This window comes from Gordonia aquimaris (assembly GCF_026262595.1).
Classification (GTDB): domain Bacteria; phylum Actinomycetota; class Actinomycetes; order Mycobacteriales; family Mycobacteriaceae; genus Gordonia; species Gordonia tangerina.
The window spans coordinates 1-20,063 of the sequence record NZ_JAPKFM010000026.1 but is presented as its reverse complement, the minus strand read 5'-3'; the positions used below and the strand labels follow the sequence as shown (position 1 = coordinate 20,063).

Below are 20,063 nucleotides of genomic sequence, written 5' to 3'. Positions count from 1 at the left end.
CGGCCGGTCGATCACTCCCCACTCTCCGCCGTCGGCAGCCGCCACCCGAACGTCGCCGTCGACGGTGCGTCCTTGGTGTAGAGCCGCGCCGGCCGGCCCCCACCGACCCGCGTCGCCGGTGTGCCTTCCGGGGTGATCTCTGCGGCCAGCAGCGGCTGCACCCGACGGTTGAACGAATCACGCATCAACCGCCGCCCGAGGATGGCTTCGTGCAGCTCACGCAGCTCCGAAAGCGTGTAAGGCGGGTGCAGCAGGTTGTCCGGATCGGGCTGGTCCTCGTAGCGATCACGAAGGTTGTCCGTGGCGGCTGCAATGATCGCGTCGTGGTCGAACAGCAACCGCTCACCTGAGGCCAACCGACCGTGCGAGGTGAGCGGTGCGAGCTCACCGTCGACATCGGACAAGTCCGCGGCAGGCAACGCCACGGCATGCGCGATCGAGATCGTCCACCCGCGAGGATCTCGATCTGGATCACTGAAGACCGCCAACAGATGCGGTCGGACGTGGTCGGGCGAGAGCCCCAGTTTGAGTTCGAGAACCTCACGCACCGTCTCGTCGACGGTCCGCCGTTCACGGACGAACCGGCCCGGCAACGCCGCACCTGCGGAGTCCGGATTTCGTTGGATCACCACGCACAACGAACCGTCGAGCACCGTGAGAACGGCGATGTCGACGGCGACGTTGGGCCGCGGATAGTCGCTGAGGCGAGAGGTCGAACGTGCACTCACGACCCAACCCTATGCGAGTGTCTGCGCAAAGTAGTATTCTCAAAATCGCGCAAAGTCACCGCCTCGGTCGGATGCCAGGTGGGAGGAAGGAATGACGATGAAACTCTCCGCCGCTCTCGACGTCGAGGTCGTGGCCCACGAGGCCGCCGACGAGGTCACCGTGTTGTTGGAATTGCAGGCACCCGCCGCGCCGGGCACCGACCGTGCCCCCACCGCACTGCAGGTGGTGCTCGACCGCAGCGGGTCGATGTCCGGGCCGCCTCTCGAGGGTGCCCGCGCAGCGTTGGCCGGGGTGGTCGCGCAACTCGATCCGTCCGATGTGTTCGGTGTGGTTACCTTCGACGACTCCGCCCAGGTCGTGGTCCCCGCCGCAACACTGGCCGACAAGCAACGCGCCACCGACGCGATCACCGCGATCACGCCCGGCGGGTGCACCGACCTGTCGTCGGGCTACCTGCGGGGTCTGCAGGAACTGCGTCGCGCCACTACCGCGGCCGGCATCCGCGGCGGCACGGTGCTGGTGATCAGCGACGGACACGTCAACCGCGGGATTCAGGAGCTCGACGAGTTCGCGAGTATCACCGCGAAGGCCGCCGCGGACGGCATCGTCACCTCCACGTTGGGGTACGGCCGCGGCTACGACGAGACACTGCTGTCGGCGATTGCCCGCTCCGGCAACGGCAATCACGTGTTCGCCGACGACCCGGATGCCGCCGGCGGCGCCATCGCCGGCGAGGTCGAGGGGCTGCTGGCGAAGTCGGCGCAGGCGGTGACGCTGACCGTGCGGTTCGTGCCGCAGGTTCAGGAGCTCTCGGTGTACAACGACCTACCCGCGCACCAGACCGCCGACGGCGAGGTGATGATCGAACTCGGTGACCTCTACGCGCTTGAGGAGCGCAAGCTGTTGCTGCGGATGAAGGTCGACGGTCTGGCTGCACTCGGACTCGCGCAGATCGCATCGCTGGAATTGCGGTATGTGGAGACGGCCACTCTCACCGAACACACGGTGTCGCTACCGATCTCGGTCAACGTGGTGCCCGGCGACGAGCTCGGTGACCGCGTGCCCGACCCGAAGGTACAGTCCGAGCGGCTATATCAGGAAGGGCAGGCGGCCAAGCTGGAGGCGTCGCAGGCCTACGAGGCCGGCGACCTCGACGCCGGATTGGCGTCGATGCGCGCCTCCCGCGACCGACTGCAGGCGGCGTCCGCGTTGGCGATGCCCGCAGAGCGCGCATTGATCGACCAGGAGCTGCAGATGATCGAGGACCTCAGCGCCGAGGCCCCCATCACCGGAGCCATCTATGCCTCCAAGGCGACCCGCGACTCCTACCACCTCGGCAACCGCAAGCGCGGCCGTCGGCGGGACTGATCTCGATACGCGACCAGCAGCTGCCGCACCCAAACTGCTGGTCGATCTCGATACGCGACTCACTTCGTTCGCCGCTACTCGATCCAAGGAGTAGCCCGCGAGCCCCTGGGCGAGCGAGCGTATCGAGACCAGCACCCCAACTGCAGGTCGATCTCGATACTCGACCAGCAACTGCCGCCGCACCCAAACTGCTGGTCGAGTAGCCCGCGAGCCGCTAGGCGAGCGAGCGTATCGAGACCAGCACCCCAACTGCTGGTCGATCTCGATACGCGATTCACTCCGTTCGCCGCTACTCGATCAGCAGTTGCCGCCGCATCCAAACTGCTGGTCGAGTAGCCCGCGAGCCCCTGGGCGAGCGAGCGTATCGAGACCAGTACTCACACGCAAATCCCCCAACAGGAGACCCTCCTTGCCCCTCTCCCCCACCCAACTCAACCGCGCCACAGGCGTTCTCCTCGGCACCGCGGTCGGCGACGCCCTCGGCGTCCCCTACGAGTTCGAGTCCCGCATCCTGCACGCAGACGAGACCCCGCAGATGCTCGGCGGCGGCCTCGGCGACTTCGCGCCCGGCGAGTGGAGCGACGACACCTCGATGGCCCTGGCGATCGCCCTCGTCGCCGCGACGGGCGTCGACCTCACCTCCGACGACGCCCTCGACGCCGTCGGCGAGAACTTCCTGCGCTGGTTCGACGGCGGTCCACCCGATGTCGGCACTCAAACCCGCGCGGTGCTCAGCGCGACCCGCCGCCGCCTCGACTCCGGTGAGCGGGGCGTCAGCCGCATCATGCGCGAGGAGTCCCGGCGCTACGCCGACACCCACCCGCACTCCGCGGGCAACGGCGCCCTGATGCGCACCGCACCCGTCGCGTTGGCGCATCTCGACGACCGGGGTCAGCTCGCAGATGCTGCGCGTCTGGTCGCGTCGCTAACGCATGCCGATCCGCTCGCCGGCGATTCGTGTGTGCTGTGGTGTGAGGCGATTCGTGTGGCGGTGCTCGACGGACGCATCGACGTCTTCGCCGGTCTCGACCTCCTACTCGCAGATAGCGCGGCGCAGTGGAAGCGCTGGCTCGACGACAGCCTGGTCTGCGATCCGAAGGTGTTCGCACCCAACGGGTTCACGGTTACCGCCCTGCAGGCGGCCACTGCGGCGATCACGCAGACCCCGGCCGACGACGCGACGCACCTCGAACACGCGCTGTATGCCGCGATCCGGATCGGCAACGACACCGATACTGTGGCCGCGATCGCGGGTGGGTTGCTCGGGGCGAGGTGGGGTGCGAGTGCTGTGCCCGATGAATGGCGAGAGGCGGTGCATGGTTGGCCGCACGACAACGGCCGTGCACATACCGCACGTGACCTCATCGCCCTCGCTGGTGCCATCGAGCCGGGCCGATGACGGCCCAAGAAACATGGAGGACTGACATCCACGCTGGTTGCAACCAGCGTGGATGTCAGTTCTTCATGTGGATGCGCGGGTCCGCGACTATCAACTCCCCCGCAGAATCGACGTCATCTTCTTCCCCTTCGCGACCTCGTCGACGAGCTTGTCCATGTACCGGATCTTCTGCATCAGCGGGTCCTCGATCTCCTCGACGCGATGCCCGCAGATGACACCAGTGATGAGTTCGGCGTTCGGGTTGAAGTCAGGTGCTTCGGCGAAGAAGGTCTTCAGGTCGGTTTCGTCGGCGATCACCTTCTCCAAGCCGGCGTCGTCGTAGCCGGTGAGCCAGGTGATCACCTGGTCGACCTCCGCCTTCGTGTGGTCCTTGCGCTCGGCCTTGGCCACATAGTGCGGGTAGATGCTGGCGAAGCTCGTGGTGAAGATACGGTGCTCTGCCATGGTTGCTCTCCTTCGTCGGGTGGGGATGATTGTGCCAGGCGGTGCGGCTACGCCACCCTTCGCCGGAAGCAGGGCGGTAACGCTTGATCACGCGTCGCCAATATGACTCACGTCACACTGTCCAGCTGATTAGCGCCCGCCCCCGTTAGTACTCGTGATGCGATCACCCCGCCACGCCACCACACGCAGCGCACGGACCGCGCCGCGTGAACCGCACCGCGCGGGTCGATGGCGAAGCCGCGCACTGCGCGCATGCGCGATCGCGGCGGGAGGCGTGATCGTGTTCGCGACCGCACCGGTCGCTGCCGATGCCGCGCCGCAGAACCGTACCGTCATCCAGGGGCCGCTGTATTCGGTCGCCGACGGCCCACTGTGTGGCGGGGTGATGAGCCTGCTGGCCGCACCCTCCACGACCCGCGCCAAAGCCACGTCGATCCAGGTGACAGGCGGGTTCTTCGGAATCTCGGGCACCACCGCACCGTGTCGGGTGGGCGTGACCGTCCAGTGGCGCAACCGCACCGCCGGCGAAGCTGGAACCGAGCACGGCTGGGTAGCGGGCACGATGATCCCGTCGACCATCACCCGCCTCATGCACGCTCAGCCGGTAACCGGTTCCGGCGTGGTGGAACTCAACCTGCAGCCGCATCGTCCGTACCTGCCGCTGCCGCCAGTCCGCGTGCAGGTGCCGTGACTGCCGGCGCCGTCCCGCATATGCGGAGGCGGACCAGGCTCGATCGGTATGCACCGGTCTACGCTGTGTCCGACCTGGCCGTTAGACGGCACGATTTGATGCCGGCACAACGACGCCCCGAGAATGGTGGTGCGGACGGTGGACCTCCATTCTGAGAGCTCGCGTCGGGTACACAGTATGATCAGGCGTCCCTCTGCCCGCCGTCCTCTACCTTCAGTCGTTAACCGTGCTCGCCGGTACTGGATGGAACCACGCCATCAACAACACCTCGTGGTCGCTGTCGCCGATTTCAATTCCGCACGCTATGACCCCCACATCGGGGCTAGGCTTTTCTCTTAGGTATCTGTAATGTCCGCCAAGCAGCGGGTTCGTGAATCATGATTGCACTTGTGCGCAGCGCCCCGTGGGGTCAGCTGCCTCTGCCGCGTAGGCGTCGCGCCAAACAGTTTGGAGTTTTTCGTGGGGTATTCGCCCTATCCGACCCCTAATGGATCGCGGCCGTCAGCACGGGTCTGGCTGTGGGTGGCGGTCGGCATCACCGTAATGGCGATCTTCTTTGTCGGTGGTTGTGTCGCCGTGTTCTCTTCCGATGCTGACAGCGAAAACGTCAGTCGAAGTGCGGCGGTCGATGTCGCCCAATCTTTCGGGAACGAAGCCGCGAACACGATCGCGGCCCCATCTTCCTCGGCAGCGCTTCTACCGCCGCAACGTGCCACGACCGGAAGAGTGAGCGTACCAATCCCGGACGGCAGCTTCACGACTTTCACCGTGCTGTCCGTCGAGACAGGAATAGCGTCAGTCGGCGACTTTGTATCACAACCTGCCCAGGGGGAATTTGCGATTCTGACCGTGACAGTCGCGAATACGAGTTCACATCCGATCACGTTCCGTACGTCTCAGCAGCAAGTGAGGGACGGCGGCGGTCGAGTCTTCGATGTCGATGGCAGCGCCACTGTCTTCGAGAATGATGCTCTGAGCTGGAATAACGAGATCAACCCTGGAAATCAGATCACCGCGCGCTTGGTGTTCGACATGCCGGCAGAAGTCGAGCCTTCCACCGTCTCTTTGCGCGCCAGCGGCGGCAGACCTGTAACTGTTGCACTCCGATAACGAACCGTGGGGACAAGCGTTCTAGTCGGGTAACACTTTGAACGAAATTCTCTATAGAAGTTTCGAGTGGCGCGGATTGTCAAATGCATCGACTTGCCAGCGATGCACACCGCGGCAGTGAGTGAGTGAAAGGGAAACCATTGTCGGATCCGAATCAGCCAGGTGATCAGCAGCCGAACTACGGTCAACAGCCGTATCAGCAGGGCCAGCCGTATCAGCAGGGCCAGCCATATCAGCAGGGCCAACCTTACTCCGGCCAATACCCACCAGCCGGGTACCCTCCTCCACCGAAGAAGCGGAAGAAGTGGCCTTGGGTTCTCCTTGCGCTCGTCGTGGTCTTTCTCGTTTTGGTAGGCGGCTGCGTGGCGCTGCTAGGAAGTGCAGCCGACTCAATCGAGGAGGAATCTGATCGGACGGTCACGGTGACATATGAAATCAGCGGCGACGGCCCTACGGCCTCGGCAACCTACACGACCGGCGACGGTGATACTGCGCAAGACACCGATATTCCAGTGCCCTGGACCAAGGAAGTTCAGATCACTGGGCTGGGCAAGTTCGTAAGCCTACTGGCCAGCAATGGTATTGATTCGTCAGGCACGATCAAGTGCGTCATCCGACAAGACGGGAACGTGATCTCTGAGAACACGTCGTCGGGACCAGGAGCTAACGCGAGCTGCTCGGGAACGGCCGACTGAAATGCGCTGAGTTCCGCGGCAGCTTTCTCGGTCAAGATGCCGCGGAACTCTTCTTTTCTGTGTAAGGCGCCAGCGTCTTGAACATCTCATTCTCATTCGAGTACTCCCCAACATGCTGCACGTCGGTGCCCCACCACGGCGTCGACTGTTCGCATCGCCGGGCGAGAGTTGTCCTTCGACCGATCGACACGCAGCTCGGTCAGCCAACCGCAAAATGGCTCGCGACCAGATCCTGCCGAGAGCTACCGTGCTGGCATGTCCGAACACCCACCAAACGTCCACCCGGGCGAGCAGCTGCGCACCTACCTGCACCAAGCCGGGCTGACGATCGACGATGCCGCTGCCCGACTCGGAGTGTCCGCGGATCGGCTCGCCAACGTCATGGCGGGCCGCGAGCGCATTACGCCGGGTCTGTCGCGACGGCTGGGTGACTTGCTCGGGCAGTCGCCGACGTTCTGGGCGAATCGGCAAGCCGAGCGTGACCGGCGGGTCGAGGAGGCGGCGCGGGCTGTCGCGGGGTGGTCGGCAGGATTGAATCAGCGCCTTGCAGATCGGTAACGCCGACCGCATCGACACCTCGGTCAGTGCCCCGCAAACGCTTCCGCCAACCACCACGACCCACCGTCGTCGGCGATCCTCGCATCGATGACGAGCGGCCGGGCCGTACCCGCTTCCCGGTAGCCGTCAACCCACGCGCGCACCTCGCCGAGGTCGTCGACGCTCCGCACCGTCACCCCCTCCGCTCCGAAACCGCGAGCGATCGAGGCGATGTCGGTGTCCGGGAAGGTGACCGTGTCGTGGTCGCCGTCGGTGAAGTGATGCACCTCGGCACCGTAGGCGGAGTCGTTGTAGACGATGACCACCAGCGGCAGGCCGAGGCGGACAGCGGTGTCGAGTTCGGAGATGCTCATCAGGAAGCCGCCGTCACCGGTACCGACCACGGGCAGCCGATTCGGTTGGGCGAGTGCGGCTCCGATCGCGGTGTACAGGCCGAGACCGATGGATTGGTAGGCCTGGGTGAAGCAGAAGCCGTTCTCATCCGGCACCGACAGATGCGTGGACGGGTAGCCCATGAAGTTGCCGGAGTCGATCGACAGCACCCGATCGGCCGGCAGGATCTCGTCGAGCGCGATGGTCAACGCGCGCGGATCAATGCGGTCGGCGGTGGCGATGTCGTCGACCGGAACATCCTGCCAGCATGACGATTCGGCGATGCGCGAGCGGACGTCATCGGTGCGGTAACGCGGCGCCGGAGCAGTGCCGACACGTCGGATCTCGTCGAGCACGTCGGCCGCGGTCAGCCCGCAGTCGCCGACCACACCGAGCTCGACCGGGCGGTGCGCGCCGATCGCGTCCACGTCGTCGTCGACCTGCACCACCCGGGTGTCGGCGCCGATCAGCTTGCCGTGGCGCATCGTCCACTGATTCAGTGCGCATCCCCAACCGACGATGAGGTCGGCGTCGGAGATCAGCTCGGCGGTCGTCGGCGACGAAAAGCCGCCGGAGATACCGAGATCGAACGGGTCACCCGCGAACAGTCCGTTGGCCACCGCCGACGTCGCCACCAACGCACCGGTGGTCGCAGCCAGCGCAGCGATCACCGGACCCGCATTGCGCGCGCCCCGACCGGCCACGAACACCGGCCGCTGCGACGCCGCGATCAGTTCCACCAGGTCACGAACCGCGCCGACATTCGGCCGCACCCGCGGTTGCTCGAACCTCAGCGAGATCGGCCCGTCCACCGACGCCGGCATCGCAGCGACGTCGATGGCCACATTCAGCACCACGGTGCGGCGTTGGGTGACCGCAGTCCGGTACGCGCGCACCACATCGGCGGCTGCGGTGTCGGCCGAGTACACCCGCTCGCTGACCGCGCCGACGCTGCGTACCAACGTTTCCTGGTCGATGCGGAAGTTGGAGCGCAGGGCGGCGGCGGGGCTGTCGGCGGTGAGCACGATCATCGGGGTGCGGCTCTTGGCGGCCTCGGTGATGCCGGTCATCGCGTTGGTGAGGCCGCATCCCTGGTGCAGGGACACGATTCCCACGCGCGACGAGATGCGGGAGTAGGCGTCGGCCATCGTCGCCGCGCCACCTTCGTGGCGGGCCGCGGTGAACGGCACCCCACCGGCGCGCAGCGCGTTGGTCATCGCGAAGTTGCCGCTGCCCACCACGCCGAAGCAGTGGCCGGCGCCGAGGTCGGCCAGCACGCGGCCGACGACGTCGGCGACGGTGGGTCCGTAGGTGCTCACGCACCCGCCTTGTCCACCACAGCCAGCACCCGCGACGGGCTGCCGGTGCCGCCGACGATGGGCAGCGGACTCACCACCAGCATCGCGCCGGTGGCCGGCAGCGCGCCGAGGTTCCGTAGCGAGGTCAGCCCGTACTTGTCGTTGCCGAGGAAGTAGTAGTGCACCGGGAAGACGGGGTCGAAGCCGCCGGCCATACCGGCGTCCACGCCGACGGTTTCCACGCCGAGGCCGGTGATGTCGCGCTGGGTGGCCAGCCATTCGGCGCAGTCCACGGCGACACCCGGGGTGTGTGAGCCGGTGTCGTCGGCGTTGAGGAACTCCTCCTGCGACGCGCCGCGTGTCTCCCACCCGGTGCGCAGCAGCAGCCATGTGCCGGCGGCGAGTTGGCCGTAGGTGGTCTCCCACTCCTCGACGTCGGCGATGGTGAGCAGGTAGTCGGGGTTGTCGGCGACCTTGGCGGTGAGGTCGATGACCGCGGCCGGCCCGATCAGTCGCTGCACGGGGATCTGGGAGACGTCGTCACCGTCGCGGCCGGTGATCCAATGGACCGGCGCGTCGAGGTGGGTGCCGATGTGCTCACCGGTGTGGATGTTGTTGTGCCGCCAGAACGGACCGGGCTCGTTGTAGGCGCTGACCTCCTCGAGGCTGAAGTCGATGAGGTTGACGAACGGCTCCGGCAGCCGCAGCGCGGGAGTCTCGGCGCTGAGCGGGGTGGTCAGGTCGATGACCTCGAGGTCGCCGGTGGACAGGGCGGACAGGAAGGTCGAGATCGTCGGGGCGGGCATGGGGTCCTCTCGTCGGTGCCGGGGCGGTGCTTCCTCCATTGTGTAACGACAAGACGATCGTTGGGCGCAGGCTTCGTGTCGGACCCGTCTGTTAGAAGTCAGCCATGGAGTCGGGGAAACTCAGCATGGATGACGGCACTGATAGGCGGCCCTCGGTCGTTGCCCAGGGGAAGGCCACGTCGGGCAGTACGCGACGGCAGTCCCGTGACAGCGAGCGAGCGATCCTCGGCAGATCGCCTGCCGCGCTCGGACGGTCCAAGAGACAGGAGTCGGGCCTTACAGTCGCGGTCTTTCTCATAATGGCGTACACACCGACGTGGGCAACATTGGCCGGCGTCGGCTATGCGGCTGTTCGCTTCTCCATCGACCCGTACGCGGCGGTTCTACCCATCTCCGTTTCGACGTTGGTCTCTGTGTACCTGCTTCTTCGGCTCGATGGCCAAGGCAGCCAGATGGACGTCTTCAAACGCGCGATTACTCTCGACCCGAAGTACCTTGTGATGCATAGCGCTCGTTGGTTGCGGGTTCTTCGTGCGGTGCTTGCGGCGAATTTCGTTGTGTTGACTGCAACCACGATGGCCTTCGCGAGTGTCTACGTTTTCGGTGGCCAATTGCTCTTCGGCGCAGCCATCGCGTTCCATCTCGCTCGAGAACACCAGCGAAGCCTCGGACCCGCGACCCGCCTTCTGGTCACCACATATGCGGTCGTGCAGACCTCGCAGATCGCCTTTATCGTCGCCGCCGCCGCTTTGTTCCCGGCAGGATGGCGCGCGGCCGTGGCGGCGTTGACAGTGGCCGCCCTGCTCGCGCTCGAACCGCGACTTTTTCATACGCAGCTCGGGGTCGCCATGACTGCGGACTCGGCCAAACAGCAGATCCTGAAGTTGAACAAAGCCTTGATGACAGCTGGGCACGGTAGCCTGATCTCGGATCCCCCACCTGCCTGAGTCAGAGCACAACTCTATCGCTCATGTCCGAAGTAGAGTTCAGCGCTCTATGCCCGCCAAGAGCATCACCGACGATCCTGACGCACTGGCCGACTACCTGGCCGCCGCGCTGCTACCCGACAGCATCGATCGGTTCACCACCGAGGCCACGCTGCTCCTGTTGTTCTTCGCCGCCACCACCGATCCGGACGACGAACTTCCATTCGAGACGATCGCCGACCTGAGTCCCACGGCCATCGACATTGAGCGGCGGGCGATCAGCCGGTCAGGTCGGCTCAGTCCGCCTCGATGTCTCCCGGCTTCCAGGTGCCGTCGAACCAGGCCTCCAGCGGTCCGTAGAGCCGAAGCAGCGTGAACCAGCCTTTGCCCGCAACGGTCTGGACCCAGTTCGTCGCGAGCTGGATCGGCTCGTCGGGGCCGAAGACGATGTCGACCGAGCCATCGTCGTTGTAGACCAGCGCATCACGTTTGCTGCTGCGGCCCGGCAACGGCTGACCGGTCTGCAATTCGGATCTGGTCTGTGGGTCGTAGACCGTCACCGACCAGAAGTCGGCCGCGGGAGCGCCCGCCGGCAGACGCATCCGGTAGGTCTTCGCGCCGTCGAGCGGTTCGCCGTCCGCGTCGAGGGTCGCGTAGGCGTACTGCGACCCCTTCCCCACCATCTTGAGCGCCATCGCCGGCGTGTTGACGGTGGCGAGGTAGAAGAATGTGGTTCGCCCGTCCAAGAATCGGCCGCCGGCTCCTTGGTCGCGGAGGAACCGGTGGTCGCCGCCGGGGAACGGGTTGAGCCAGCGACGATCCGGGTAGATCTGGAAGCCGTCTTCGCGAGGCCGGAATCCCAAGGCGCGCGCCGTTGCATTGCCGACCGCGACCGCGTCGGTGAGGATCTTGCGCATGCGCTCGTCGGGGGCGAACGGCGCCTCTTTCGTGATGCCGATCGAGGCCAGTAGGCCGCGGGTCTCGGCGTCGATGACGCCGATCGGCTCCTTGGCGATGACGTGCGCGACTTCCTCATAGAACGTGAAATCGTTGGCGTGCACGGTGTTCATCTCTTCACCGGACGCCGACGTCCACTCCATCGCGGGGGGATCATTGCGCTCTGAGAACGGATACACCTTGACGCCCTCGGTGAACATGGCCACTGCAGCGTCGGGCTTACCGTCGACCAGGAATCCGCGCAGAATCAGAAAATTCACGGCGCTGGGGGATTCGGCGACGAACCAGCCATCCGGCCGCTCGCCGTCGTAACCCGGTGGGACGATCAGATAGGTGCCGCCGGCGCCCCGATCAGGTCCGGGCATCCCCATGTCCACCACGAACCGAAACCAGGCGTCATCCACAGTGCCCGGGCCGCATCCGGGCGGCACCTCGACAACGGTCGCGCCGTCACGCTCCAGGTCGAGCATCGCGAAGGCATACACCGTATCGGAGTTGCCGGTCAGAAACAGCGGATTCGAATCGAGGAGCCGGTCGGTGATGCCGCCCTTGTGGCACGCATCCATGCCGAGTTGCAGCATCCCGCGGCGCAACCCCTCTAGCGAGGCGGCGGGGATGCAGTTGAGGAACGCTTCCACGCCGCGAAGGAAGTCGAGGTGGTCGAACAATGTCTGCGTCGTCTCCGGAGTGGGTACCCCGTCGGCGAACTGGAGTTCGCCGATACGCGTCGACACCGTGTCCGGCGTCATGATGCTGGTGGGGATCGGCGTGTTGTAGCCCGCCATCGATTCAGACTCGCCTGTCAACTCATACTCCTTGCTACCCGTCGAGCCGCCGAGGTGGCTCACCATCACTCGAATGCGAACGACCCGGCGCGTGCAACTGCCCGGAGGCGAGGTCTCTCGATGTGAACAAGATGACCCTAGCGTCGATCATCGCCGGAAGCGTGGAGTTCGGGCTTGGCCGCTCGGGCTCACGAACGTCGCACCGGGCACGGTGAACACCGGCCGTGTGCCGACGGAACTCGGTGTGAAGGCAAGATGATTCGTCCGTGTCCTCGATCCGTTGGAGACAGCGATCGTGGATTTCGTGAGCGAGCTTGCTGAGGAGAAGACGACCGGCGGCGCAGCTCTGGCGGTCGGAGCCCTACAGCAGCGGGTCGGGGCCGCATGTGATCCGCTGTATTCGGTCAATGGGGTCGGCCTTATCTTCTTCTGGTTGCCGATTGTCGCCTTGGGGACCCTTGTCGTCACCGGCATCGCCTATGCGGCACTCATCCGAGGAAAGTCGCGGCTTGCATACGCCGCGCCGGCCATCACTTTGATCATCGCGGTTCTGATCGTGTGGGCGATCGACGTCAAGGTGAGTCCCACGGCCATCGACATTGGGCGGCGAGCCATCAGCCGGTGATGCGCAGACCACCGAAGGCAAAGAACGCGGAACGACATCTAATGTGGGTACCAGCGCTGTGTTCCCTTGCGACCCGTCAGCGCTTCGCAGCAGCCTCTGCTATGAGACCGGCATACCCTTCGCGCGCAAGACCTCGAATCAGGCGCTTGGATGGCTCGTGGTGAATCAACCAGTCGAGCAGCTCACGCAGCCGATCGACATCGTCGGCTCGTGTCAGCCGCAGGTCTGCGAACAGAGCTCCGACCGATTGCGGCACCGGCGGAACATCGCCCACCCTGGTGTGCGCACAGTCATCCAAGACGCGCTCATTCGGGGTCATGGCCATCGCGCTCACCTCGCATTCACATGGATCTCGAGAATGCCATCGCCACCGGCGGCAATGATGTCAATGTACATCGGTGCGGGTCCAAGGCGGGGCTCACGCTGTCTCGCGAGGTTCGCGTCCCGCCGGACTCACGACCTGTGATCGTCCAGCGCTCTCTGCCACTGCTGTAGTTGGTATTGCATCCAGTAGCGAGTGTTCTCAATCAGCTCGTCGCGGGTCGCCGTCGGCATCAGCCCTCGGTGATCGTCGAGCCAGGCATTGATCTGCTCGTCCACGCGGCGACGGAACTCCTGCTGGCGGTCTGCGTCGTCGGCCAACAGTCGCCTGGCATCGGCCCACGAGTGACTGCCGTCGCCAGGTACCGACATCGGCTGGCCGGGAGGGTCTTCGATAGACAGCTGCGAGGTGGACTTCGGTTGGGAACCGTTGAATGCGGCCTCGCGCGCCGCAAGCACGTGCGTTGGAATTCGCGCACTGATCACACGACGCAGTTCAGCGGGCAGCTCGTCGAAACTCGCCACGTTACTGCTGCCCACCCAGCATGATGTTTCGCAGCACCTTCTCCACGAGAGGCGTTGCGGCCTCGCACAACTCAGGCATGACTCTCCCGCGTATCTGGACTTCCATTTCGTAGCCCTCTGGAAGCAGAGTCGATGTAACGAGTGCAGAACAGTTCAGGTCCACACCGCCGCCACCGTCGTCCGCCCAGTACACCCTCCCCGACCCTGTCGGCGTGTCGTAGGTACGGATGATCGACTCTGGGGTGAACGACGTGAGATCGTCAAGCGGCCGCATCTCAACGCTCCCTCCGCTCTTCCATGAGCATGCGGGCAGGTTGCCCCACTGCTGCGGTGAGGTGTCAATCGGGGGCTGGGCGCCGATTACCGTGGCCAAATCGTCGCTGGACAGAATCGCACACATTGCGCTTGGTGAAATCATCGGCGACAGTGGTTCATCCTGCCACGCTGGCGACGACGTCGCGGGAGCCAAAGGTTCGGAATCACACGACACCAACGCCACAAGCGCAGCAGCGAGAGTCAATGCCCGAAGTAGCGCCTTCATCGGCCGTCACGCCCCGCCTGCCAGCCACGGTTGAGTTCGCCCAGGTCGTAGCCCTTCTTTTCCATGTAGTGCTCCATCGCCTGGCCGAAGTCGTCCTTTGCGATATAAGGATCCTCGCCCGACGCAAGAATCTCTTCATATGTCATCAAACGCACCCCGAGGTCCTTGCCCTCCAGGTGTTCTGTCGTCGTGTACGGCTGCAGCTCCGGGTCCGTCAGATCAAATCCCGGAAGGGTGTTCGATCCCTGCAACAACTGGTAGTACTGCCAAACGACGCCACCGCGATCTGTGATGTCTGCGGTAGGGTCCACGGCTGACGGCGCACTTCCATACAGTTCATACGCTGCCACGGGTATTCCTGCATCCATCGCCACACCCGCGAAGTCGCCGACCACTGGTATCTGTTTCACTGCGAAGCTTGATATATTTCCGAGAGAGTGGAACACTGCGGTCTTCTGTGCGGCCCGCTGCGCTTCTTCGCCCAGTCCGTGCTGGACGTAATGATCCATTCCGTCCTGGGCTGCGCCATCAATCCGCCCGGCCGCAGATGCGAATTTGAAGAGGTCATCCGGATTTGCTGCGCCGAGGCCGTGTAGCTGCGCTACGGATGCATACGCGGCATCGTTAAAGGGTACGGCCGAACTTTCGTACTGGTCCATCGCCGCGAACAAATTCCGGAACTCAGCGGCATCCAGTGGATCAAATCCCCTTGTTTCGAGATAAGCATCATTGACGCCGGCCATCTGCGGAATGTATTTCCCGAGCAGCGTAGACGCAGAGTTGGTGAGAGTCTCGTTGAGACCGAATGGGTGATCAGCAAGGTAGGTCGCAACGCCCTCAGCCGACTCGCCGGACATCGTAGCCATACGTATGTTCTCGCTGGTGGCGTTGTCATTGATGCCGTCGATCACGGACTTCAGCCCAGCATCGTGCCCTTCCCAGTCAGCACTCATGAGCGCCGCAACCATGTGGTCGCGATTCCAGTCTCCACTGGGGTCGCCGTCCGCTGCGTTCATGGCACCAGCGGCACCCGGGCCATCCCCTAACGCATCCGCGACCGCCGGGTGATCCTGCGCCGCCGCGGCAAGGAGACCAGAGGCAACCCGGTCAGGCTCACCGAGTATCCGCCCGTCATTGTCCACCTCAGCGATCTGCGCGGCGTGTTTGAGGAACTGGCGGTTGATGTCACTTCCGACATCCTTCGCGTTGGGATCGCCGTGCTCCATGAACCGTGCCAGCGACGAGAGTCCTGTTGCGTTCGCGTTCAGATACTTCCCGCCCGGCCCTTCAGAGATAGGCGGAGATGTCAGGACCCGACGAGCATCGGTGGGAAGGAGGTCGACACCACCGCGTTGACCGCCCTCGGCGCGAACAAAATTCGGTGCGGCGATGAGGCGCATGGAGTCGGCCAGCGACCCCTTCAATGCTTCCTGCTGGTCCGCCGGCAACTCGGCGCCCAACCTCTCCAGGTCCTCGACGGAGGCCACGTCCAGACCGTCCATTAGTGATTTGATGTAGTCGAACTGGCCATTCGAGATGTTTGCCGGTTGTCCGGACTTCAACGCTGCAAGCTGCTCTGGAGTGAGGTCGGCCGCTGCGTTGATCCGTGCCAGCTGCGCCTCAGTTAGAGTTCCATTTTGGAGCGCTTGGGCGTCGGACTGGCTGTTTTGGATCGTGAGACCGGCGGTCAGCGGGGCGAAGCCGTCGATCTGGCCTTTCGCAGCAGTGATCGCATTGCCACAGTTCTCCGCATCGACCCCGAGTTGCCGCGCCAGCTCCGTCAGCCTGATGGTTTCGTTGACGGCGTGGTTGTTCCGCTCTTGCCGAATCGTCTCAATCTCGGCGAGAGCCGCCGCGTCGTCCCCGGCGAGACTCCTCGCGAACTCGTAGTTGACGTCGTCGGTGACTTTCCAGTCCCCGGATACCGTGAAACTATTTCCCTCGAGCGCAACGGCGCTGTTCACCAGATTGTCGCGATTCGGGGCCATGGCAGCTGCCCCGTTGACGAGTGCCGCCTTCAAGTTCTCGATGGATGCGGTCAAGCGGTTGAACGCTGCCGTCTCGGCGTCAGCGTGGCCGATGGCTGCGGCTCGCCCGTCTCCTGACCAGTCGAGGTTGCGGACGGTGTTCGCCATGGACGTGCCATTGGTCGAAATGCTGTCCATCGGGGCTTGCAGGCCGTTGCCGATTCCGGTCAGACGATCCGGGTGCCAACCCGTCACCTGCGACCGCGTCGGCGTTCCTGCCATTAGCCCGCCTCCTGCGGCGCCGTGTTCAGTGCACCGGCAGCGGCGATCGAGCGTGCGGCCGCAGCGTCGCTGTCGTCGTAGGTGTTGGCAGCGTCGGTCAGCAGGTTGCCGGTTTGCTGAAGATGCCCGGACACCGTCATCACCGCCTTCTCGATGCACAGGCCGAGTCCGCCGGCCGCGGCCGCAACCGGCGAGTTGGGCATGGCGTCCGCTGCTCCGTCAGGCGACGGTGATGCCTTGGCCTCGGACACACGGTCCGAGTACGCATAGATCGTCGTCGATGCGCCCCGCAGTTCGTCGGGCGTGACCTCGGTTGCCATCGACTTCCCCCCTGAAGTACCAGATGCGTCAGCGTACCCAACGTCCCGAGATGCGTCAGCAAGCGGTCATTTGCGTGAGTGACAGGTCGGCCGCGTTCTAACGCACGACAGGACGGCCTCGCTAGACGAACCGCTCGGCCTCCTCGACCAGCGAGCCCTCTCGAAGGCGGAGGGTGGCTCGCGCATCGGTGAGCTCCGCCCGAAGCTCGGGGTGACGTCGATAGAAGTCCAACAGCCACAGCACTGCTGGCGCACCGAGACAGGTCTAGTCCACCCGGATCGCCGGCGTGCGCGTCGGGTACCGCACCCTGGTCCCGGCCTGTCGACTGGCCGCGGAGCTGACAACCTCCATCGTGTCCATGGATTCCCAAGTGACCTCATCATCACGGTTGTTCGCGGTGATCGAGATGTGGTCAGGTGACAGCACAAGGAAGTCGCGTCGCGCTCGTCGCCACCGTGCGTTCAGCTCGAATAGACACAGCCCGCCGAGGACCAGCCCTGCTACCGGATACACCGTGCGGAATCTTTGGCCCGACACCGGAAGCGTCATCAGGTCAGCCCACATGCCGTAGGTGAAACCGAATGATGCGATCGCGAATAGGGTGATCGAGGCGAGTTCGCGGTACCGCAACGCACGATCTTGCCCCACTCGTGTGGCACCGCCGGCCAGACGCACTCGTGTCAGATCCGGTGTCCGCTGACGCCGTAGCGCATCGGTGCGCGCAAAGATCGCCGCCTCTGCGACGAATCCCAGAGCGGCACAACCAGCCACCGCGCATCCGTAGACCTCGCCGTGCGTCCACCCGAGAACCGCGAACACGAAGAATGCCAAGGCCAGAAGTCCGGTTGTCGCCATCAAACTTGCCGCCCGCCGCGATCGGCTCGTCATCCAGGCATATGGGACGGGATAGTCGGCGAACCTGGTCGTCATACGACTACTCCCACCCCGACGCCAATGTCACGAGCGCGAATGCTCTGGAAGCCCATCGACGCCCCGAGTCTGTTGATTCACATCCCAATAGAGCTTGAAATGAACATAAAGATCACACCGAGCGGCGTCGCAAGCGCACCCACGAGTAGTCCTGCGCCGATCTGTCGGATGACACCTGGCGTTCCCAGCGCGACGAGACCAAGACACGCTCCAATCAGAACCAGAATCGAGACCCACAGAGCACCCGGTACCAGCCATACCACCAGACTCAGCAGGAGCATGATGCTCGCAGCGAACGGGCTCTGGGGACCAAAGAAGGGACTACGCCGGCCAGCGATATTGTCGGGAGCTCCCTCTGTCATATCGATACACCGATGAACACTACCGCGACAACACAATCCGTCAGCAGTCCCGCGAGAGCGAACCGTCCCGCGCGCCTGGTTCTGAGCAGCATGTAGATGGCCACGAGTAGAACCGCGAGCACGCCGACAATCAGCAACGTTGAGGCGAGGTTGGGCTCCGCATCATCCAGCCACACACGGCCATTCACGTAGAGGAGCACCGTCGAAAGCACGATTCCGAATACCGTGACGAACCATGTGGGCGCAGCCCACTGCGCCTCTACAGCTGGTGTTGGACGTTCGACATCAGATGTTTTCATCGCTCACTCACGCTGACACTTGGTGGATTCGCCGCGCTACCAAGCGAAGTACCGCCCTCAACTTCTCCGGTTGGCAACGCCATGTCATCCTTGGGACTCACATACATCTCCTGGGGAAAGCGATCGAAATCGTCGTCGTAATCGCCGATCTCATGGTGGAAGGGAAGATTGAGCATCGGGCCGGTTGAGCTGTGATCACCGGCATCATCTTGGTGAAGAGTGTTGACGGTTCCGTCTGGCATGTACTGGTAGGTCTCCATCGACGGGAAGTCCGTGACCCGACCGGATATCTGCGCGCCATCTGCGCCGGGTGTGATGATGGTCTGTCCGTTTACCGACCATCCCGTGGCGGCGGCCGGTGCTGGGGCGAAGGGATCGGCCGCGCGATAGTCAACGAGGACGGCGCCGTCGTCGAGTTGATTCACCTTCACGTCGGGTGTGCCGGTGCGCACCTCGCCACTCTCACTCACCACTGAGGGATTCTGGCGAGCGATCACGTAGCCGTTCTCGTAGTCGACAACATACGAGACCCGCGTGTCTTCTGACGCAAAGTTTGTGTTGAACCCTCGGCCGTCGCCATCGTTGTACTCGAGGAATGGGTCGGTGAGGTCGGGACCGGCCACGACCCGATCGCTCGGAATGAACAGACCGGTAGCGACAACTCCCTGGCCTGGAACAGGTTCGATCTTCGCGATACTGACCACAGGCGGTTCACCCTTGTACCGCGGATCGTAGCTGTGCGGGTCGAGCATTTCGGCCAGGCGCCAGTCGTTGATACTCGTCGGGGCACGACCGTAGACCTGCCGGAACGCCGCCACTTGGTTGGCCGGGCGATCGGCTCCGTTTACGTTCGGCCCTTCCCCGTCAGGTGTCAGTGGCAGCGACCCGTTTGCCGCGTTGATTGCGGCGGCCAGGTCGCCATCGAATCGTTCCGCAGCAGCGATCACATTGTTGACCCGGCCTTGGAGATCGTCGATCCGATTGCGGTAGGTCTCCCGCTCGGCAGCCGACCACTCCGTCATGTCGGGGGGTGACGGGTCAGAGACTTTGCCGGTCGTGGAATCAACGGTGAGGCCCGCGGCCACAATGTCGGCTTGGCAAGCTTGCGCTGCTCGCTTCAGCGCAACGCCCTCGTTGTAGCAATCTCGTGCAGCGGCCGCAATCTTCCATGTTTCTGTGCCGTGGGCATCGATATCGACCCGCTGTCGGCCCGCAGAGTCTCGGGCTGCATCCGCCGCGTCGCCATCCCACGATCGGAGGCTGTCGAGGCTCTGCAACTGATTGCCCAGAGCCTCACAAGTCTCCTGCTGAGCGTTGCACACGTCGAAAATCTGGGCCACCTGCTCTGGGTCGAACGCGAGCACCTCGCCGAACGTGACCATTCACAGCCTCAGATCCACCGGCTCGTCGTCGTCCGGCCGGTGAACTGCGGCGGTGATCCCACGTGAGTTGGCCCGGTCTCCCTCCTCGTACCGCCACGCCGCGGTCTGCATGGACGCACCGTGGTGGCCGGCGGCCTCCGACAACTCAGCTCCTCGCGCCTTCCATGCCTCAGCCTTCGCCTGCAGCGCACGACCACTGCTTGCGAAGAGCCCACCTGCGGCGGACAACAGCGCGTCAGTGTGCGCATCAAACGACTGACGCGCTAGGTCCGCTCCGTCAATGACCTGAGACGCCATCGCTCGCAGATCGTCAGGATCCACCTCGATCGGCTTGTCCTTCGTCATTTGCTCCCCTCCGACGTCAGCAGTT

The 20,063-nt window shown here is 64.2% G+C and carries 21 protein-coding genes; 8 read left to right on the top strand and 13 right to left on the bottom strand.

Features of this window, described 5'->3' with window-relative positions; translation table 11 throughout:
• Positions 1-11 precede the first annotated feature (11 nt).
• Positions 12-728, bottom strand: coding sequence for an NUDIX hydrolase (locus OSB52_RS19935; protein ID WP_266063264.1), 717 nt, complete (start codon positions 726-728; stop codon positions 12-14).
• A 97-nt stretch (positions 729-825) separates the two neighbouring features.
• Between OSB52_RS19935 and OSB52_RS19930 the strand changes: the two genes are divergently transcribed.
• Together OSB52_RS19930 and OSB52_RS19925 are read left to right on the top strand one after the other, a co-directional pair.
• Positions 826-2,097 carry a vWA domain-containing protein gene (locus tag OSB52_RS19930; protein ID WP_266063263.1) on the top strand — a complete coding sequence of 424 codons (1,272 nt, stop codon included), beginning with the start codon at positions 826-828 and terminating at the stop codon, positions 2,095-2,097.
• 409 nt (positions 2,098-2,506) lie between these two features.
• Complete coding sequence (locus OSB52_RS19925) at positions 2,507-3,496, top strand: ADP-ribosylglycohydrolase family protein (protein ID WP_266063262.1); 990 nt, start codon at positions 2,507-2,509, stop codon at positions 3,494-3,496.
• A gap of 90 nt (positions 3,497-3,586) precedes the next feature.
• On the opposite strand, the gene OSB52_RS19920 is transcribed toward OSB52_RS19925, so the two are convergent.
• Positions 3,587-3,940 carry a DUF2200 domain-containing protein gene (locus OSB52_RS19920; RefSeq protein WP_235721619.1) on the bottom strand — a complete coding sequence of 118 codons (354 nt, stop codon included), beginning with the start codon at positions 3,938-3,940 and terminating at the stop codon, positions 3,587-3,589.
• Positions 3,941-4,220: 280 nt separating this feature from the next.
• Here OSB52_RS19920 and OSB52_RS19915 point away from each other — a divergent pair, with 280 nt between their 5' ends.
• The 4 genes from OSB52_RS19915 (at position 4,221) to OSB52_RS19900 (ending at position 6,994) form a co-directional block, all read left to right on the top strand.
• Positions 4,221-4,631: a hypothetical protein gene (locus OSB52_RS19915; RefSeq protein ID WP_266063261.1), complete on the top strand. Its 411-nt coding sequence runs from the start codon at positions 4,221-4,223 to the stop codon at positions 4,629-4,631.
• Between the two features lie 459 nt (positions 4,632-5,090).
• Positions 5,091-5,741 carry a DUF4352 domain-containing protein gene (locus OSB52_RS19910; RefSeq protein ID WP_266063260.1) on the top strand — a complete coding sequence of 217 codons (651 nt, stop codon included), beginning with the start codon at positions 5,091-5,093 and terminating at the stop codon, positions 5,739-5,741.
• A gap of 125 nt (positions 5,742-5,866) precedes the next feature.
• On the top strand, positions 5,867-6,436 hold the full coding sequence (locus OSB52_RS19905) for an MmpS family transport accessory protein (protein ID WP_266063259.1): 570 nt from the start codon (positions 5,867-5,869) through the stop codon (positions 6,434-6,436).
• A gap of 255 nt (positions 6,437-6,691) precedes the next feature.
• Positions 6,692-6,994 carry a HigA family addiction module antitoxin gene (locus OSB52_RS19900; RefSeq protein ID WP_266063258.1) on the top strand — a complete coding sequence of 101 codons (303 nt, stop codon included), beginning with the start codon at positions 6,692-6,694 and terminating at the stop codon, positions 6,992-6,994.
• Between the two features lie 23 nt (positions 6,995-7,017).
• On the opposite strand, the gene OSB52_RS19895 is transcribed toward OSB52_RS19900, so the two are convergent.
• Together OSB52_RS19895 and OSB52_RS19890 are read right to left on the bottom strand one after the other, a co-directional pair.
• Complete coding sequence (locus OSB52_RS19895; protein ID WP_266063257.1) at positions 7,018-8,685, bottom strand: thiamine pyrophosphate-binding protein; 1,668 nt, start codon at positions 8,683-8,685, stop codon at positions 7,018-7,020.
• Positions 8,682-9,470: a cyclase family protein gene (locus OSB52_RS19890; RefSeq protein WP_266063256.1), complete on the bottom strand. Its 789-nt coding sequence runs from the start codon at positions 9,468-9,470 to the stop codon at positions 8,682-8,684. Before OSB52_RS19890 ends, OSB52_RS19895 begins: the two co-directional genes overlap by 4 nt.
• Before the next feature lie 125 nt (positions 9,471-9,595).
• Here OSB52_RS19890 and OSB52_RS19885 point away from each other — a divergent pair, with 125 nt between their 5' ends.
• Entirely contained in the window at positions 9,596-10,417 is an 822-nt protein-coding gene (locus tag OSB52_RS19885) for a hypothetical protein (protein WP_266063255.1), read from the top strand.
• Between the two features lie 275 nt (positions 10,418-10,692).
• On the opposite strand, the gene OSB52_RS19880 is transcribed toward OSB52_RS19885, so the two are convergent.
• On the bottom strand, positions 10,693-12,159 hold the full coding sequence (locus tag OSB52_RS19880) for a DUF1254 domain-containing protein (RefSeq protein ID WP_266063254.1): 1,467 nt from the start codon (positions 12,157-12,159) through the stop codon (positions 10,693-10,695).
• A 283-nt stretch (positions 12,160-12,442) separates the two neighbouring features.
• On the opposite strand from OSB52_RS19880, the gene OSB52_RS19875 reads away from it, so the two are divergent.
• A complete protein-coding gene (locus OSB52_RS19875) occupies positions 12,443-12,763 on the top strand; it encodes a hypothetical protein (RefSeq protein ID WP_266063253.1) in 321 nt (106 codons plus the stop codon).
• Positions 12,764-12,839: 76 nt separating this feature from the next.
• Here the strand turns inward: OSB52_RS19875 and OSB52_RS19870 are convergent, their stop codons facing one another.
• The 8 genes from OSB52_RS19870 to OSB52_RS19835 all read right to left on the bottom strand — a co-directional run.
• A complete protein-coding gene (locus OSB52_RS19870; protein ID WP_266063252.1) occupies positions 12,840-13,088 on the bottom strand; it encodes a hypothetical protein in 249 nt (82 codons plus the stop codon).
• Between the two features lie 128 nt (positions 13,089-13,216).
• Positions 13,217-13,624, bottom strand: a complete 408-nt coding sequence (locus OSB52_RS19865; protein ID WP_266063251.1) for a hypothetical protein — start codon at positions 13,622-13,624, stop codon at positions 13,217-13,219.
• A 522-nt stretch (positions 13,625-14,146) separates the two neighbouring features.
• Positions 14,147-16,399 carry a TPR repeat domain-containing protein gene (locus OSB52_RS19860; RefSeq protein WP_266063250.1) on the bottom strand — a complete coding sequence of 751 codons (2,253 nt, stop codon included), beginning with the start codon at positions 16,397-16,399 and terminating at the stop codon, positions 14,147-14,149.
• Positions 16,399-16,719, bottom strand: a complete 321-nt coding sequence (locus OSB52_RS19855; RefSeq protein ID WP_266063249.1) for a hypothetical protein — start codon at positions 16,717-16,719, stop codon at positions 16,399-16,401. Before OSB52_RS19855 ends, OSB52_RS19860 begins: the two co-directional genes overlap by 1 nt.
• Positions 16,720-16,984: 265 nt before the next feature.
• Complete coding sequence (locus OSB52_RS19850; protein ID WP_266063248.1) at positions 16,985-17,650, bottom strand: hypothetical protein; 666 nt, start codon at positions 17,648-17,650, stop codon at positions 16,985-16,987.
• Positions 17,651-18,008: 358 nt separating this feature from the next.
• On the bottom strand, positions 18,009-18,311 hold the full coding sequence (locus tag OSB52_RS19845) for a hypothetical protein (RefSeq protein ID WP_266063247.1): 303 nt from the start codon (positions 18,309-18,311) through the stop codon (positions 18,009-18,011).
• Positions 18,308-19,693 carry an Rv0964c family protein gene (locus OSB52_RS19840; protein ID WP_266063246.1) on the bottom strand — a complete coding sequence of 462 codons (1,386 nt, stop codon included), beginning with the start codon at positions 19,691-19,693 and terminating at the stop codon, positions 18,308-18,310. Before OSB52_RS19840 ends, OSB52_RS19845 begins: the two co-directional genes overlap by 4 nt.
• Positions 19,694-20,063 (bottom strand): type VII secretion target (locus OSB52_RS19835; protein WP_266063245.1); only part of this gene is annotated, 370 nt, incomplete at its 5' end.

What these genes read in the sequence shown, in the direction of transcription:
- OSB52_RS19930 (WP_266063263.1), top strand. Translation starts at nt 826, where the DNA reads ATGAAACTCTCCGCCGCTCTCGACGTCGAGGTCGTGGCCCACGAGGCC.
- OSB52_RS19920 (WP_235721619.1), bottom strand. Translation starts at nt 3,940, where the DNA reads ATGGCAGAGCACCGTATCTTCACCACGAGCTTCGCCAGCATCTACCCG.
- OSB52_RS19900 (WP_266063258.1), top strand. Translation starts at nt 6,692, where the DNA reads ATGTCCGAACACCCACCAAACGTCCACCCGGGCGAGCAGCTGCGCACC.
- OSB52_RS19890 (WP_266063256.1), bottom strand. Translation starts at nt 9,470, where the DNA reads ATGCCCGCCCCGACGATCTCGACCTTCCTGTCCGCCCTGTCCACCGGC.
- OSB52_RS19885 (WP_266063255.1), top strand. Translation starts at nt 9,596, where the DNA reads ATGGATGACGGCACTGATAGGCGGCCCTCGGTCGTTGCCCAGGGGAAG.
- OSB52_RS19870 (WP_266063252.1), bottom strand. Translation starts at nt 13,088, where the DNA reads ATGGCCATGACCCCGAATGAGCGCGTCTTGGATGACTGTGCGCACACC.
- OSB52_RS19860 (WP_266063250.1), bottom strand. Translation starts at nt 16,399, where the DNA reads ATGGCAGGAACGCCGACGCGGTCGCAGGTGACGGGTTGGCACCCGGAT.
- OSB52_RS19855 (WP_266063249.1), bottom strand. Translation starts at nt 16,719, where the DNA reads ATGGCAACCGAGGTCACGCCCGACGAACTGCGGGGCGCATCGACGACG.
- OSB52_RS19850 (WP_266063248.1), bottom strand. Translation starts at nt 17,650, where the DNA reads ATGACGACCAGGTTCGCCGACTATCCCGTCCCATATGCCTGGATGACG.
- OSB52_RS19845 (WP_266063247.1), bottom strand. Translation starts at nt 18,311, where the DNA reads ATGAAAACATCTGATGTCGAACGTCCAACACCAGCTGTAGAGGCGCAG.
- OSB52_RS19840 (WP_266063246.1), bottom strand. Translation starts at nt 19,693, where the DNA reads ATGGTCACGTTCGGCGAGGTGCTCGCGTTCGACCCAGAGCAGGTGGCC.